At 48.7% G+C, this 16,008-nt stretch carries 16 protein-coding genes; 13 read left to right on the forward strand and 3 right to left on the reverse strand.

The features are described from left to right. The first annotated feature begins 10 nt into the window (after window positions 1-10). From ABJ225_RS14530 to ABJ225_RS14575, 10 genes are all read left to right on the forward strand, one after another. Window positions 11-937: a DUF4430 domain-containing protein gene (locus tag ABJ225_RS14530; protein ID WP_347320887.1), complete on the forward strand. Its 927-nt coding sequence runs from the start codon at window positions 11-13 to the stop codon at window positions 935-937. Window positions 938-955: 18 nt separating this feature from the next. Further along, a complete protein-coding gene (locus ABJ225_RS14535) occupies window positions 956-1,843 on the forward strand; it encodes an energy-coupling factor transporter transmembrane component T (protein WP_347320888.1) in 888 nt (295 codons plus the stop codon). Next, window positions 1,816-3,438, forward strand: a complete 1,623-nt coding sequence (locus ABJ225_RS14540; protein WP_347320889.1) for an ABC transporter ATP-binding protein — start codon at window positions 1,816-1,818, stop codon at window positions 3,436-3,438. Before ABJ225_RS14535 ends, ABJ225_RS14540 begins: the two co-directional genes overlap by 28 nt. Before the next feature lie 68 nt (window positions 3,439-3,506). Then, entirely contained in the window at window positions 3,507-4,130 is a 624-nt protein-coding gene (locus tag ABJ225_RS14545) for an ECF transporter S component (protein WP_481900630.1), read from the forward strand. Continuing rightward, window positions 4,127-4,720, forward strand: coding sequence for a class D sortase (locus ABJ225_RS14550; protein ID WP_347320891.1), 594 nt, complete (start codon window positions 4,127-4,129; stop codon window positions 4,718-4,720). The genes ABJ225_RS14545 and ABJ225_RS14550 overlap by 4 nt, the downstream gene beginning before the upstream one ends. Before the next feature lie 200 nt (window positions 4,721-4,920). Beyond that, the gene (locus ABJ225_RS14555) at window positions 4,921-5,850 is read left to right on the forward strand and encodes a cation diffusion facilitator family transporter (protein WP_347320892.1); all 930 of its coding nucleotides are present in this window, start codon (window positions 4,921-4,923) and stop codon (window positions 5,848-5,850) included. A 1,115-nt stretch (window positions 5,851-6,965) separates the two neighbouring features. Beyond that, window positions 6,966-7,466 carry a DinB family protein gene (locus tag ABJ225_RS14560; protein WP_347320893.1) on the forward strand — a complete coding sequence of 167 codons (501 nt, stop codon included), beginning with the start codon at window positions 6,966-6,968 and terminating at the stop codon, window positions 7,464-7,466. A 114-nt stretch (window positions 7,467-7,580) separates the two neighbouring features. After that, a complete protein-coding gene (locus ABJ225_RS14565; RefSeq protein WP_148796412.1) occupies window positions 7,581-7,973 on the forward strand; it encodes a hypothetical protein in 393 nt (130 codons plus the stop codon). 86 nt (window positions 7,974-8,059) lie between these two features. Next, window positions 8,060-9,031 (forward strand): alpha/beta fold hydrolase, encoded by a 972-nt coding sequence (locus ABJ225_RS14570; RefSeq protein ID WP_347320894.1) that lies wholly within the window; start codon window positions 8,060-8,062, stop codon window positions 9,029-9,031. A gap of 644 nt (window positions 9,032-9,675) precedes the next feature. Further along, window positions 9,676-10,239: a GNAT family N-acetyltransferase gene (locus ABJ225_RS14575; RefSeq protein WP_218246508.1), complete on the forward strand. Its 564-nt coding sequence runs from the start codon at window positions 9,676-9,678 to the stop codon at window positions 10,237-10,239. A 36-nt stretch (window positions 10,240-10,275) separates the two neighbouring features. Here the strand turns inward: ABJ225_RS14575 and ABJ225_RS14580 are convergent, their stop codons facing one another. Beyond that, entirely contained in the window at window positions 10,276-10,824 is a 549-nt protein-coding gene (locus tag ABJ225_RS14580) for a hypothetical protein (RefSeq protein ID WP_347320895.1), read from the reverse strand. Between the two features lie 143 nt (window positions 10,825-10,967). Between ABJ225_RS14580 and ABJ225_RS14585 the strand changes: the two genes are divergently transcribed. Further along, window positions 10,968-11,438 carry a DinB family protein gene (locus tag ABJ225_RS14585; protein ID WP_148796419.1) on the forward strand — a complete coding sequence of 157 codons (471 nt, stop codon included), beginning with the start codon at window positions 10,968-10,970 and terminating at the stop codon, window positions 11,436-11,438. A 45-nt stretch (window positions 11,439-11,483) separates the two neighbouring features. Here the strand turns inward: ABJ225_RS14585 and ABJ225_RS14590 are convergent, their stop codons facing one another. Next, the gene (locus ABJ225_RS14590; protein ID WP_347320896.1) at window positions 11,484-13,184 is read right to left on the reverse strand and encodes a pyruvate oxidase; all 1,701 of its coding nucleotides are present in this window, start codon (window positions 13,182-13,184) and stop codon (window positions 11,484-11,486) included. Between the two features lie 115 nt (window positions 13,185-13,299). Between ABJ225_RS14590 and gpmA the strand changes: the two genes are divergently transcribed. Together gpmA and ABJ225_RS14600 are read left to right on the forward strand one after the other, a co-directional pair. Then, window positions 13,300-14,055 carry a 2,3-diphosphoglycerate-dependent phosphoglycerate mutase gene (gene gpmA / locus ABJ225_RS14595; RefSeq protein WP_347320897.1) on the forward strand — a complete coding sequence of 252 codons (756 nt, stop codon included), beginning with the start codon at window positions 13,300-13,302 and terminating at the stop codon, window positions 14,053-14,055. A 38-nt stretch (window positions 14,056-14,093) separates the two neighbouring features. Beyond that, window positions 14,094-14,618: a GNAT family N-acetyltransferase gene (locus ABJ225_RS14600; protein WP_347320898.1), complete on the forward strand. Its 525-nt coding sequence runs from the start codon at window positions 14,094-14,096 to the stop codon at window positions 14,616-14,618. Between the two features lie 42 nt (window positions 14,619-14,660). On the opposite strand, the gene ABJ225_RS14605 is transcribed toward ABJ225_RS14600, so the two are convergent. Beyond that, a complete protein-coding gene (locus ABJ225_RS14605) occupies window positions 14,661-15,914 on the reverse strand; it encodes an MDR family MFS transporter (RefSeq protein WP_218246512.1) in 1,254 nt (417 codons plus the stop codon). Between the last annotated feature and the right edge of the window lie 94 nt (window positions 15,915-16,008).

The following is a 16,008-nucleotide window of genomic DNA, read 5'->3' on the forward strand; positions in this document are numbered from 1 at the left end:
GAGGAGTTCGATGAAGAAGCAACGTAAGCTCATACTGTCGATCTTGACTGTGTTCTTCCTTACTCTTGGAGTAATCGGGGTCACCTATGGTTTCTCCGGAGAAGAACAAAAGGCACCAACAAGTAAGCAAGTGGCGGGTAGCGAAAACTCCGTCGCTTCCGTGACCGGGGATAAAGAAAAACAAAAAAATCCAAACGCTTTCACTGATGAACATTCCAAGACTGAGAAACAGGATGAAAAGAAAGAGGAAAAAGAAAAAAACGAGAATTCGGACAGCACAACCACTAAAAGCACAAAAGAGGACGGCAAGGCTGATCCTCAGCAACAAGAAGAAAGAAACGGAACAAAGGAACGCCCTGAATCAGAAGGAAAGCCAGACAAACAAGAATCATCTACATCAACGAAAGAAGCAAAGACAGAGTCAAACCAAAAAGCAGAGAGCCCAAAAGAATCCAAAGCTCCTTCCGACTCTGAACGTGCCGGATCACCACAACCAAAAAGCAAGTCACCGGTACCTCAACCTTCCAAAAAGCCTGCACCCGCTCCAAAGCCTGAAAAGGAAGAAAAGCAGGGAGCAACGTCGACAGTCACCTATTCCATTGTGGCAGATAGTCAAATGGCTACGGTGCTCCCTCCGACTTCAGTCGAAATCGAGGATGGGGATACGGTCCTTGATGTGCTCATCGAGGTGACACGTTCTCAAGGAATTCCAATGTCGTTCCGCGGTGGTACAGGGGCGAATGCCTATGTAGAAGGAATCAACAACCTATTTGAGTTTGACCGGGGATCTGGAAGCGGTTGGATGTACCGGGTGAATGGGATCTTCCCTAACAGAGGGGCTGGAGTGGTTCCCCTCCAGGACGGAGATCGCATTGAGTGGCTTTACACCATCGACCTCGGAAAAGATCTCGGAGCGGAGCTGAAGCCGTTCCGCTAGAAGAAAGGGGTACGCAACGTGACAATCAGATTGAAAGAACTTCACCCCTTCGTAAGCTTTCTCTACTACGTTTGTGCGGGTGTGTGCATGATGATGTTCACCCATCCGTTGTTCCTGTCTGTATCCATCTTGATCCTGGTCGGGGTGAATATCCTTCAAGGAACCTGGGGGAAACTGATCCGATCTATGCCTGCGATCGCTTGCATGGGGCTCATCATCATCGTCATGAATCCCCTTTTCGTCCGAAGGGGAGCCACCGTGCTGTTCTATTTCCGTCATAATCCCGTGACATTGGAAGGAGTGGCATACGGGATGATCATGGCCATGAGTCTATGGGGGATCTTCATCCTGTTCATTTCATTCAACGATGTGATCCACGGGCGGAAATTCTTATTTCTCTTTTCAAAAGTGTGGCCACAGCTCGCCCTCCTACTAATGATTACGGTGCGTTTCGTACCCCTGCTCATTACCCGGTGGAAGGACCTGTATCACACGCAAAAGCTCAGGGGACACGATATGTTCAAAGGAAGCGTTAAGAAGCGGAGCAGGACGGGCATGCTCTATATGCAAAAGCTCCTCACGTGGTCGTTGGAAGAGGCGCTTCAAACGGCTGAGTCCATGAATGCAAGAGGGTTCGGGGAGCGGAAGAGGTCGCATTATCAGCTGTTCCCATTCCGCTATTCCGATTGGGGAGCGTCCATCGTCTTAGCAGGGATAGCCGGCGTGTGTGTGTATTCTGCACAGAACGGAATCGGGACCCTCAATGTGTATCCCCAGCTGGGGACACTCTCATTTTCCCCTTCGGACTGGCTGATCTTGATCCTGTTCATTTGTTTGATGGCATTCCCCATTTTACTTGAAGGAGGCAGTCAACTTCGATGGCATGTATTGAACTCGACAAACTAAGCTTTCACTATCCAGAGGAAGAACAAGCAGCCATCCGCGCCCTTTCCCTTACCGTGGATAAAGGGGATTTCATTGTGATCGGAGGTCCTTCAGGCTGTGGGAAGACAACCCTTCTGAAGCTGTTGAAAAAGGAACTCACGCCGGTAGGCAGGATGACAGGACTGATCAGGATGTCAGATAGGGGAGTAGGATTCGTGTTTCAGGACCCGGAAAATCAGATTGTCATGGATAACGTCCTTAGTGAACTTGTATTCGGCATGGAAAACGAGCAATTGGGTACTGAGGAGATGCGGCAACGCGTGGCGGAAATGGTTCACTTCTTCGGTATGGAAGACCTGCTCGAACAGGATACAAAACATCTTTCTGGCGGACAGAAGCAGTTGATGAACGTGGCTGGTGTCCTCCTGCAAAAACCTGACCTGCTATTATTGGATGAACCGACGTCCCAACTCGACCCCGTCCAGGCAAAAGCGCTGATCCAATTTGTCCAGCGTCTGAACGAAGAATTCGGGATGACAATCATCATGGTCGAGCATCGATTGGAAGAGCTCTATCCCATTGCGGATCGGGTGATCCTCATGGAGAAAGGAAGCGTGGCCTATGAAGGGCCGGCAAGGACAGTCGTTTCCACTGTGTGGAAGAACCAGGACAACACGTTTCTTCCGTTCCTTCCGGCCATCGCCAAGCTATACTATACCTTTGCCGGTCAGTCTTACGATACGGGGGTGCCCCTGTCTGTCAAAGAGGCTCAGCGCTGGCTATCGGATCTATCCATCGGGATGGTGGAGCAAGAGCAAGAAGTCTCTTCTGAGCAGGCGTCACCCCTTCTCGAGATGAACCATGTAAGCTTCAAGTATGCAAAGCGTGCACCCATGATCCTGAAGGATATCAGCTTAGAGGTGAGGAAAGGGGATTTTCTTACTGTGGTGGGAGGAAACGCCTCAGGAAAGACGACCCTCCTGAAAATCATTGCGTCGATTCTGAAGCCATATAGCGGAAAGGTAAAGCTGAATGGGAAGCATGTTTCGAAAAAGTCATCCTGCAGAATGGGCTATCTTCCTCAAAACCCGTTGCTCTGCTTTATGTGTGAAACGCTACAGGAAGAAATCCTTGAGCTTGCCTTCCGTTACGACATCCCGCTTCCGGAAGAACGAATGAGGTCCATCGCGACCCGTCTCGGCATTGAGTCGATCCTGGAAAAGCACATTCATGATTGCAGTGGGGGAGAACAGCAGAAGGCGGCACTTGCCACCCTATTATTCATTGAACCAGATCTACTCTTGATCGATGAACCGACGAAGGGAATGGATGCGGTGTCCAAAGATCAGTTCTCGGTCATGTTGGATGATCTTCATCAAGATGGCATGACCATCCTGATGGTGACCCATGACATCGAATTTGCGGCCAGGCATGCTTCACGATGCGCGTGGTTGTTTGACGGTCGCATCACGGCAGACGGAACGGTGAGGGAGGTGTTGGACCATCACTACTTCTATACCACCACGATCAACCGCGTGAGTCAGAATGCCGATGTTCCAACGGTCCTGACGGTAGAGGAGGCATATGAGACATGGAATCTTCACGTGCCGTCCTGATCACCTCCTCTGTCATCACCTTGATTCTCTTATTCGTCTCGGCCATTCTGTTTGACGACAAGCCTTATATGATGATCTGTATCGCCATCATGATCGTAACGGTCATCCCGCTGTTTGCGAGATTCGAACTCCGTGCGATCGGAAGTAAGGAAATCGTTTTGCTGGCGGTACTTGCAGCTATTGCAGCCATGAGCAGGGTACCGTTTGCTCCCCTGCCGAGTGTGCAGCCGACTACCTTCGTAATCATTGTGAGCGCCATCGTTCTGGGGCCCGAAGCGGGATTTTTGATAGGAGCGATGGCGGCCATCGTCTCCAATATCTTCTTGGGTCAAGGTCCATGGACCCCTTGGCAAATGTATGCCTGGGGGATGGCAGGCATGATGGCCGGTTTCCTTCGCAATACAGTGATCATCAATACCAAATGGGGGTTGATGGGATATGGATTTGTCGTAGGTTTTTTGTTCGGGTGGTTCATGAATTTGTGGTTCCTCCTGGGCTTCCTTGGTGATGCCTCTTGGGAAGTGTTCGTCTCGGCTTATATCGCTAGCTTTTACTTTGATCTTGCACATGCATTATCAAACGTATTTTTCCTAGGGCTGTTCAGTATGGGGTGGATTCGGATCCTGGAACGTTTCAAACGGAAATACGGCATCCTGACGTCAGACTTTCCAAAAGAGGAGGTCTATAAATGAAGAAAGTGATTGGCATCTTGATCATTCTGATGTCCCTTCCCCTTTTGTTTCATAGCCAAATCAAGGGTGGAGTCTATAAAGGGTTCAACGAAAAACTTCTCGTCGCAGCGAGTGAAGGGAAGGGGGAAGTGAAAAAAACCATGTTTGAGAAGCTATACTTGAGTGATTCCGCGGATGTAGAGACCTCTGACATCAAGGCGGTCCTCCGTATTCCATCTATCGAATTAGAGGAGCCCATCTTCCAGGGGGCAAGTGAACCCCATCTCAAGAATGGAGTCGCGACCATCGAGGAGGACACTCCCTTTTCCGCAACGAATATTTCCATTGCGGGACATAAGATGAATGCATACGGTGTCCTCTTCAATCGGCTTCATGAGCTGACTGAAGGGGATGTAATGGAACTGGATGTCAACGGAAAAACCACTACGTACAAAGTGACGGAACAAAGGATGGTATCACCTGATGATTTGTCGGTCCTGGAGGATACGGAGGATCAGACGATCACACTGATCACGTGTGAAACCTATAACTGGACCACGAATGAATTTGAAGAGCGATTGGTCGTGCGGGGGGAAAAGGTAGGGGAATGAGAATAGCTTCACCTAACAGGCAAGCCCTTAGTTTTGAGGGCTTCCCTTCCTTTTGCGAACGTTGACAGTTGAAAGCAATTGAATTAATATATGAATATATAGTCATACATAAGTTTTTGAGGTTGCATAAATAGGAAAATGGGTAACGTAAGAAGAACTAACTAGGTTAAACAACATAGCCGAAGAGGAGGAATATACCCATGGCACACGATCACAGTGATCACACTCATCACGCCAATACGAAAACCATGCTGATCTCATTTATCATCATAACCGTTTATATGGTGGTGGAAGCCATCGGAGGATATGTGACAAACAGTCTGGCCCTGCTCTCAGATGCGGGTCATATGCTCAGTGACTCCCTATCCCTGGGGATTGCCCTGATCGCATTTAAGCTCGGGGAGAAGGCAGCTACATATCGCAATACATTCGGCTACAAGCGGTTTGAGATCATCGCAGCCACCTTGAACGGCCTTACCTTGATCGGTATCGCACTCTTCATCTTTTATGAAGCCATCAAGCGATTTACCCATCCGCCTGAGGTTGCTACAATCGGCATGCTCATCATCTCCATCATCGGTCTTCTCGTCAACGTCCTGGTGGCGTGGATCATGATGCGTGGAGGCGATACGGAAGAGAATCTGAATATGAGGGGTGCCTTCCTCCACGTCATCAGTGATATGCTCGGTTCGGTTGGAGCGGTGATTGCAGCCCTTCTCATCATGTTCTTCGGCTGGGGCTGGGCCGACCCACTGGCAAGCGTCATCGTCGCCATCCTCGTCTTGAACAGCGGATACCGGGTCGTGAAAAAATCCCTTCACATCCTCTTGGAAGGAACACCCGAACAGATTGATGTCCAAGAGGTGATCGATGTGATCAAACGGGAAGAGGGAATCGACGACATCCATGATCTCCATATCTGGGCAATCACAAGTGGATTCATCGCCATGTCCTGTCATGCGGTGGTAGGGGGAGACATTACCGTTAAAAGTACAGAAGATATACTGAGACGCTTGGAACCTCGTCTGCAGCACTTCGGCATCAAACATATCACGATGCAATTCGAAACTGAAAACAATCCCCATGATTCCGCGATTCTTTGTGATATGGAGCATGGCCATGAACACTAATGGGAAAATCCGCTGCCGGGGAACGGGTAGCGGATTTTTTGTGTAAAGGCTTGTGTGGTGACTGGATTTTGTGTAAAATATTTACATATAAACAAAAACAAAGATTTCTCATTTTTAAGGATGGGATTCTTTTAAAATCTTGTAGCTGGGAGTCTGTTTATTTTGATGAAATGTTTCTTTCTTTTATCCTCTATTTCAGCAGGAATCACTCCGTTATTACACACAGCCGGAAAAGCGTGGCTTGGAATATGGTTGACCTTCCTCTTTTTTATTCTTGCCCTCTTCTTTAGCAAGCCGAGGTCGTTAAAAAGGGATCGTGAACACAACGGGTTGTAATGAGGTTTCTGATTTTAAATATATGAAGACGTCGTCTGGGGGTGAGGTCATGGTGAAGAGTACAATCGTATTATTTACCATGTACATTATTGTGGCACATGGATTATTGGATATGTTTGATGGTGTCCATATTGTTTTCCGGCTATTGAATCTTAGCTTTGTCCTGGCGCTTATTTTATTTTTTCAGATTCTAAAAAAAAGACAGGAAGCTTCAGAGCAAAGGTAAAAGGAAGTTTATATGTGAATGCTGAAACGAAAACGACCCTTGAGAAAGGGTCGTTTTCTGATTGTTTTTTTATCAAACTGATCTAGTTCTGTTGCTGAGTACCGCCATGGTTAGAAAGACTAGTAGGTGCAGTCCCCATAGACTGATCATGAGGATGTAAGCCCATTGGCGCATGGAAGATAAGTCACTCCAATGCTGAAAAGAACGTAGCTGACTGAATAAAATGAGCAGAATACTAATCGAAATAATTATTTGGCTAATCAATTGTTTTTTCAAAGGAATCTCCTATCCTATACAAACTTCTCTTTGCAAAACTTATCCTATATTTCACATCAACATCGGTATTTCGTGAAGGGGATAAGGCTCAGACAAATAGGGCTTTTACTAGATGATACCATAAGAAGTTAATCGCTTTTTGTTATCCTCACATGCAACACTCTTTACGGAAAATTTCTTTACAAGGATATTCGATTCTTTCATTGAATAGATTAGGTAGCTGCCAAGATATTAGGATAAAGTACTAAAAATCTTATATTGGATGAGGGATATCCCCATGAATGATCTGAAGCTGATAGAGACCTACAAAGGATTTTTACAGAAGTATTCCCTAGAGCAATTGAACGATATACCAGAGCAAGGTGTGTGGTCGATCGGTCAAATGTATAACCACCTAATTTGCGTGGCCCATGAGTACTTGGATAGTGCAGAAGCTTGTGCCACAGGCAAAGGAGAACAAGAAAAAGGAAAAACCGAATTTGGAGAATATCTATTTAATATCGGCTGCTTTCCTCCCATAAAGATTCAATTACCACCCGAACTCAATGCAACGCCCGACAATCCGACATCCAAAGAAGATCTGATGCGAGAGCTTGATCACTTGATGACGAGAATGGAGAGGTTGGAGAGGAAGCTGAAGGATGTAAATTCGAATAACAAAGAAGCACATGGAGGTTTTGGTTGGTTAAACGCACAGGAATGGTATGAACTTGTGGGGATGCATTTCCATCATCATCTTCGTCAAAAGTATGAACTGGATCAAAGACTAGGACTGTAGGATTTGAAGGGTGTTCACTAATGAATGCAGTGCCCTACATCTCAAACTTCATTTTCCTTCATTCCTTATTTTTGTGTATTTTCTAGTAAATGGAACTTTTAAGGGGAGAACCAAATGAAAGCAACTTACTATGGCACAACAGCTAAAGACCTGAAAACAAACGGGTTGATAGATAAAATTAGTGGTACGATCCATCCAAAGTATAGATTCCCTCATACCGGAAGCATTGAACTGACGGAGGACACACTCAGATTGGATGGATGGGAAGACCTGGCGCTGGGAGAGATCGAGCGCGTGGCCTGCGAGTATGATGAGGCGTTTAGTCGGTTCACTGTGAATTCAAGTGACCGCCTCGGGTTCTTTGGGAAAGGGGAGCCACTGGTCGTGACTCATGGTGACCGTAAGATGTATCTGCTGATTGATTGGAACTTTTTCACGGGGTTTACTGATAATCGTGGTTGGTGTGAGGCGATTAATGAAAAGAGAGAGAAGTCCATCAGCCTCTAGACGTAGGAAAAGATACTCCTCCGTTTCCATTTCTTATTGAGGACCACTTGGTAAGATGAAATCATCTTACAGCGGAGGACAAAATCATGAAGAAAAAGAGAAGACGGGGATGGGTGTACGTGAGGAACGGACTAGCGATCCTCGTCATCCTGTGCATCGGGTGGTCGGTGTTCAGCACGATCATGACGGCATATGAGCAGGGGACTTATCATCCGCCGGGTGAACGGGTGGAAGTGGACGGGAAGAAGATGCATGTGTATTCAAAGGGGACAGGGGAGGAAACGATCGTCCTCATGAGCGGATTGGGGACGGCTGCGCCTGTCCTAGATTTCGCCCCTCTGATTGATGAACTTTCCAAGAAGCATCGAGTCGTGGTCGTGGAGCCATTCGGGTACGGATGGAGCGACCTGGCCGAGACGGATCGCACGGTGGAAAACATTGTACGGGAGATGAGGGCGGCACTGAGCAAGGCGGATATCCAGGGACCTTACATTCTCATGCCTCATTCTGTGTCAGGCATCTATAGCATGTATTATGCGGATCAATACCCGGAGGAAGTGAAGGCGGTGATCGGGATTGACCCGACGCTGCCGGGGGCACTGGACTATTTCAATGAATCACCGCCATCCATGCCGGGATTCTTGAAGTATGTAGCGCCGTCTGGAATCGGAAGGCTGGCACTAATGATCGATTCCCGAAACTTTTTACCAGAGGCCGGTGAAGGGACATATTCAAAAGAAAACCTCGACCAGACCAAGGCGATCTCAGCCTGGAAGGGATATAACCGCAATGTCGTAGCCGAGGCCAACGCGATCAAGAAGAACATCGATCAGACAAAGGATATGGCCTTCCCTGCAGACATGCCGGTATTATTCTTTACGAAGGAAGCGGGCAAGACGACTGCTGACGGGAAGAACAATGTCACATTCCTTGAAACGCAGCTGACGAGTGCCCCTACAAGTAGGGTGGTGCCTCTAGATGGCCATCACTATCTCCACTGGACCCGTTCGATGGAAATGAGTCGGGAAGTCGACCGGTTCGTAAAATCTTTCAGATGAAAACAAACAAGACAGCCATCTGCTGTCTTGTTTTAGTGTAAGGGGATCTTTAACTCCCCCATTAGTAAATAATCGCCGTCAATAAGATACTCCTTGTTATAAACAATGCTGGTCATGTCAGCTGCCTGATTCGTTTTGTTTGTATACTCTCCCATCTGCTTGAACATGAATGGTGTGACCTGAGTACTCTTTTCCCGATAAGGTAAAAGAGTAATAGGTGATGGCATATTGCTCTGATGCTTGTTCATCGTCGATGACGGTGTACTCTTTTGCTGCCGTAAAACGAGGGAGCAGTGTGACCCATCAAAAGGACAAATAAGCACCCGCACAGCCCATAGAGTATCGTTTTGTGCTTATCATATAAAAAAGCGCCAAGGAACAAGAATCCCAAAAAGAAGAAATCAGGCAGGATCGTGCCTGTGATGAACTCTTTCCCATCGGCAGTCATGAGGTCGTATCCCAAAAACATATGGAATATGGAAATGATCCTCACGCCCGCATAAAGCCTGTAATCATGAGCAGTGTGAATATGAAAATGATAGAATAAATTAGTGTTATTTCTATAATTTGTAGATTGGTAGCCCTTATTTTCAATTAAGGGTGGAGGCAATCCAGCGCACATGATGAGCGAAAGGAGAACGGATATGAATCCGATATTAAAAGAGGTCCCGTTATCATTTGAAACGGAAAGGCTGACGTTGCGGGCACCTCTTCCGCAGGGAGATGGAAGAGTGGTGAATGAAGCCATTAACCGTTCCCTGAACGAACTGAAGCCTTGGCTCGGGTTTGCCCAGGTTGCTCCCACCGTGGAAGAGACAGAAATCAATCTCCGGGAGGCGTATGTCCGCTTCCGGAAACGGGAAGCGTTCCGTTACCTGATTTTTCATAAGGAATCCGGCGAACTGATCGGGTCCACCGGGTTTCATAATGTGGACTGGGAGGTGCCAAAGGGTGAAATCGGCTATTGGGTTGACACAAAGCATGGTGGTGCCGGATACATAACGGAAGCGGTAAAAGGATTGACGGAACTTGCCCTCAGCCATATCGGCTTCAGGAGGGTGGAGATCCGCTGTGAGTCGATGAACGTTAAGAGCAGGGCGATTCCGGAGAAGCTTGGCTACGAGTTGGAAGGGATCCTCAGGAATGAGTCGCCGTCTGTTGACGGCACAAAGCTGACGGATACATGCATTTATTCTACTGTCAGGTAAGAGAAGGAGGAGACCGCATCGGGTCTCCTCTTTTCTTCATTCGGTAATAGAATCCATGATAGTGTCGAAGTCTTGCACTTTCTTGGTCTTAAGATCCACGACGTATCGTCCGTTGGTTGAAGAATGACCTGATACGAGGGTTGAGTAGCGGACGATGACATAGGTATCGAACGTTCCGTCATATTGGACGAAGTGATCCTTGTCCTCCACCAGTTCCCCTTTTTCCTTCAGATAATCGGTGACGATGGCCACCGCTTTGTCTTTTTCGTCCTGGGTGGCATTGTCCTCGATCGTCTGAGGAGTCGAAGTTGCTTCTTCTTCGTTTTCTTGATCCTCTAGATCAACGGTCTCTTCCTCTTCGTCAGAAGGCTCGGCAGGTGTTTCTTCGTTAACCTCCTCCTCACGATCATCCTCCGTGACAGCAGAATCGGACTCGTTTTCCTCACTCGTGCTTTCTTCCGTTACGGTCTCTTCGTTTGACCTGTCATCATCAGCAGGTTTTGCTCCTTTTTCATCAGATGAACATCCCCCGATCAGCAGGAGGGTAATTGTGAGTAAGATTCCCACCCAAAAATGCTTTTTCATCTTTTTCACCTCACTGCTACTAATATATGGAACCTCATGTCCATGATAGAGGTTTATGAAATAAATGTAAACGTATAGGGGGAGGAATTGCACGGTGGAAAGGGGAATGTATAGAGATGAATACAGAACGTGGAGGGGAAACCATGATAAGTAAAGACTTATTGATCAGGATGCTCGACCATACGTACGATCTGGAAAGCTGGTATGCGCCGTTCAAGGATACCGTGAGCGGGGTGACGGTGTCCATGGCCGTCTGGAAGCCGGAGGGAAGTGCCATGAACTCCATCTGGGAAAATGTAAACCATCTGACGTATTATAAAGAGCGGCATGCGGCCAAGCTGCTCGGTGAACCGTGGGAGAACCCGCTAGATGGGCATGATACGTTTCAGCTGACGGAGCCCCGGGAGGATGAAGCGGCCTGGAAGGCACTCGTCGACCGGGCGGAGAGGGCCCAAGGCAGATTGAAGGCAATCCTTCAGGGAATGTCAGAGGAAGAGATGAAAGAAAACGAAGTGGCCGAGTACTTGTATCATATCCTGATCCACGATGCGTATCATACGGGTCAGATCATGCAGTCCAGGAAGATGCAGGGAGGATGGCCGGCTACACGATAGAAAAAAGAAGACTGCGGATGGGATGCCCGCAGTCTTCTTTAGGTTTTAAAGAGGAGGCAAGTCGATCTTCCCTTCCTCAAACAACTCCTTGATCATATGCTTCGTATACCCTGCTGCCTGGGAGAACTGGATCTTGGCCGGCATCGGAGCTTCTTCCGGATCCACAAGGACATCGATGATGCAGGCTTTGCGGTTCTGGACGGCCTGCTGGATGGCAGGAAGCAGCTGTTCAGGTCGTTCCACCCGGTACCCGTCCCCACCGCATGCTTCTGCGTAGCGGGCGAAGTCGGGGTTTTGGAGGTTTGTCCCGAATTCGATATTCCCCATGACCTCCTGTTCGAATTTGATCATGGCAATCTTATGGTTGTTCAAGACGATGACCACGATCGGCAAGTCATATTTCACTGCTGTGACGAAGTCGGCCATGGTCATGGCGAACCCTCCATCCCCGCACACGGCGAACACCTGTTTATCGGGGTGGGCGATCTGGCCGGCAAGGGCGCCAGGCAGACCGCAACCGAGTGTGGCGAGCCAGCTCGAGATCACGAAGGATTGATGGGTGATATGGAAGTGCCTCGCCATCCAGACGGTGACGTTCCCGACATCCACGGACAGGACGGCATCATCGGCCGCCACTTCCTGGAGGGCATGGATGACACGCTGGGGCTTCAAAGGGACGGACCCGTCTTCTTCCTGATGATCAAGCTTTGCCAGCCAGTGTTTCATCCGATCCTGGCTTTTTTCCAGGAATGAGCGATCTTCTTGCGTTGCCAGATGATCCGTCAGCCAGGAGAGGGTTGCACCGGCATCTCCGGCAAGACCCACATCGACGGGATAACGCTTCCCAATCTGGGCAGGATCGATATCGAGATGGATCGTCTTCGCGTGCTCCGGTAGAAACGCCGTGAACGGGAAGGAGGTGCCGATCATGATGAGGGTGTCGGCTTCTTGCATGGCTTCATACGACGGCTTGGTACCGATCAGGCCGAGTCCCCCGATGCAGTACGGATGCTTGTCGGGGATGACTCCTTTTCCGGGCAGGGTAAGCACGACCGGGGCTCCGATCTTCTCCGCGAATGAGAGGAGGGTATCACGGTGTCCATGGGCACCACGACCGGCGAGGATGACCGGTTTCGCAGCCTCTTCAAGGATCTTCTTCGCGTTGAGGAGATCCTCCTTCATAGGAAGGACAACCTGTTTAGCCGTGAACTGGGCGGTGACCCTGGCTTCCTTCCCGACTTCGAACCGCGGGATGTCGTCGGGAATCGTGAGGACCGATACCCCTTTCTTGGCATAGGCGGTCCGGATCGCCTGATTCACGACGGCGGGTAGCTGCTCGGCCGACATGATCCGTTGATTATAAACGGCCACATCATCGAACATCCGCTCCAGATTCACCTCCTGAAAGGAATCGGTCCCGATCAGGTCGGACTCCACTTGACCTGTGATGGCAAGGACCGGTGCACGGTCAAGCTTGGCATCGTACAGGCCGTTCAAGAGGTGGATGGCACCCGGCCCTGCGATGGCCATGCAGACCCCGAGTTTCCCGGTGAGCTTGGCATAGGCGGCAGCAGCAAGGGCACCCGCTTCCTCATGCCTGACCTGGATGAATTTGATTTTATCCTGTGCTTTCCGAAGGGGTTCGATGAGGGAGTTGATGGAATCTCCCGGCATGCCGTAAATATGATCGACGCCCCATTCAATGAGCATATCAATGAGCTTTTCCCCTGCCGTTTGTTTGAACATGATCCTATCTCCTTTCAATTCCAAGTTTCCCTTAGTGTGGGATTTTCCCATGCAAATTACTCCATAAATCTTTCTCAATAGGTGTATACTGTAAAAAAAACGTGGGTGATGACAAATGAAGAAAATTATATTCATTCGGCACGGAGAAAGTCAGTACAATCTTGAAAACCGCTTCACGGGCTGGATCGACGTGGATCTGACGGACGACGGGTACGCAGAAGCGAGAAAAGCTGGAGCCATCCTGAAAAAGCACGGAATAGGGTTCGATGTCGCACACACCTCCGTATTGAAGCGGGCGATCCGGACGCTGTGGATCATGCTTCATGAGATGGACCTCGTCTGGATACCGGTGTATAAATCCTGGAAGCTCAATGAGCGCCACTATGGGGGGCTTCAGGGGTTGAATAAGGATGAGATCACGGAGAAGTTCGGGGAAGAGCAGGTAACAGAATGGAGGCGGTCCGCCGATGTCAGGCCGCCTGCCGTGACGGATGATGCCCACCGAAAGGATCGTGACGATCCCAAGTATGCGTCGGTCAGCGACGAAGACCTCCCCATGACGGAGAGTTTAATTGATACGGAAAAGCGTGCCCTTCAGTATTGGAAGGATGAGATCGTTCCGTGCCTTCTGGAAAACGAGCGCGTCATTCTGTCCGCTCATGGGAATACGCTGAGGGCCCTCGTGAAATATCTCGACGGGATACCGGATGACGGAGTGGCCGGGCTCAATATCCCGAACGGCATCCCACTTGTTTATGAGCTGGATGATGATCTCACCCCTCTCCGCCACTATTACCTCGGAGAAGAAGGGGAGATGGAACACAAGGATATCCCGCAGCACATACATGAAGACGATCATTGGATCGGGTGATGGGGATGCCTACTACATAGACAAGAGGAGGAAAAGGGATGGAGAACCTATCGATACGATTGCTGCAAGAAGGAGACGAAGGAAGCCTGTTGGCATTCGAGGAGGAGAATCGGGCGTTCTTCCAAGAATTCAGTGTCCATCGACCGGATGACTTTTATACGCTGGAAGGGCAGCGGGATATGCTGAAAACAAGACTGGAGAAGAGTGAAGAGGACCAGGACTATCATTTTGGTATCTTCCTTGATGGGGATGAACTGGTCGGCACGATCGGTTTGTTCCGCATCGAACGGGGGCCAAGGCAGATGGCCATCATCGGCTACAGCCTGAGCCAGAAGCATAACGGCAAGGGATATGCGACCGAGGCCGTTCGGCAACTGGTCCGCTATGGGTTCGACGTCCTCGGTCTTCACCGGATCGAGGCCGGAGTGATGCCAAAGAATGGCGGTTCGATCAGGGTGTTGGAGAAAGCCGGGTTTGAGAAGGAAGGCATTTCGCGAAAGTCCGTAAAGATTAATGGGGCGTGGGAGGATCATCTGATATTGGCAGTCATTAATGAAGACTGATAAAGGCGCAGTTCCGCTTAAAGCGGTTTCTGCGCCTTTTGTTTACGATAGAGCCTTTTTAAGTTGTCTATTGGTCTTCAGCAGTGCAACCCTGCTCATGACGATTCCTACAAACGTAAGTAATAGGAAAGCAAGTGCCATCACCACCCCACCTAAGGAGGTCCCGATCATTAGTCCAAGCGCCCCCATCATCTTAGCGACTTGAACAACGAGACCGTTCATTGCCATGTAGGCACCTCGCTTTGAGTCATCGACGATTTCTGCCAGCATGGACTGGCGTGTTGGGACATAGAGTAACTCCCCGACCGATAGGATGACAACCGCTAAAAATAGAACGGGAATGGATGTGCTGAAGGCAAGGATGGAAAATCCTATCCCAAAAAGGGTGAAACCGGCATACATAATCGGTTCTTCCCTCTTCTCTCTAATCCATTTTGCAGCAATACCTGTGAAGAGGATAATCATGAGGGTATTGATGACGGTCAGCAGGCTAAGAAGCTTAATTCCATCGAGGTCGAATGAAAATACATTGAAGAAGTGAACGGTCCTAGGGATGATTTCGTCCTTCAATCGTACGGAGATAAAATTATTCCTCTGGAATTCAAGAGCCAGAATAGCGACTCCTCCAAGGGAAAAAGCCATGAAGGTCCAATCCTTCATTACAATTTCATAGCTTTTGATCAGTGGCTTCACCCCATATTGACCGCTCGTTCCCTTTACTTGGACCTGATAGGTATCTTTAATGAAGAATGCCGTCATACATAGAGTCAAGAGGCCCATCCCTATCAACACACCGATCAACTGGAAAAAGTGATGTTCAAAAAACCATCCCCCCGCAATGAATCCGATCATGACAGAGAGGTTGACCGCCCAATAATTGATAGAGTACATGAATGCCCTTGTCTCCTTTGTGCTTACATCGATCAGCATCGCTTCAGCAGCGGGGCTGATCAAGCCGGAAGCGACGTTGGTCAATAACATCATAAGGAATGTGATAGTCGGAGAGATGAAGAGAGGAGAGTTCACAGCGAACATGCCTATGAACCCTGCCACTTTCATGAATTCACCTACCACCATGATTTTTTTCCTGCCAAGCAGATCTGCCAAATATCCACCGTACAGACCTGCCGCAAACTGGGCAATTATTTGAATAAGGACCAGAATTCCAGCTACTGAGGCGTTAAACTCCCTCGTGAAGTAAATGGCCATGAATGGAAAGACAGTGGACCCACCTATTTTGCTTAAGAATGTAGTATAAATTCTAATTCGAATGTTGGGATGTAGTGTACGTAACATGCTAAACGCCTCCTTGCTCCCTATTATGCTATTGGTGAAAAGGGGTAAAAAGGGTACAATAATGGATAAAGTTTCCCCTTTTAGGAGGATGATT

This window comes from Rossellomorea sp. RS05 (genome assembly GCF_039822645.1).
GTDB lineage: Bacteria > Bacillota > Bacilli > Bacillales > Bacillaceae_B > Rossellomorea > Rossellomorea marisflavi_B.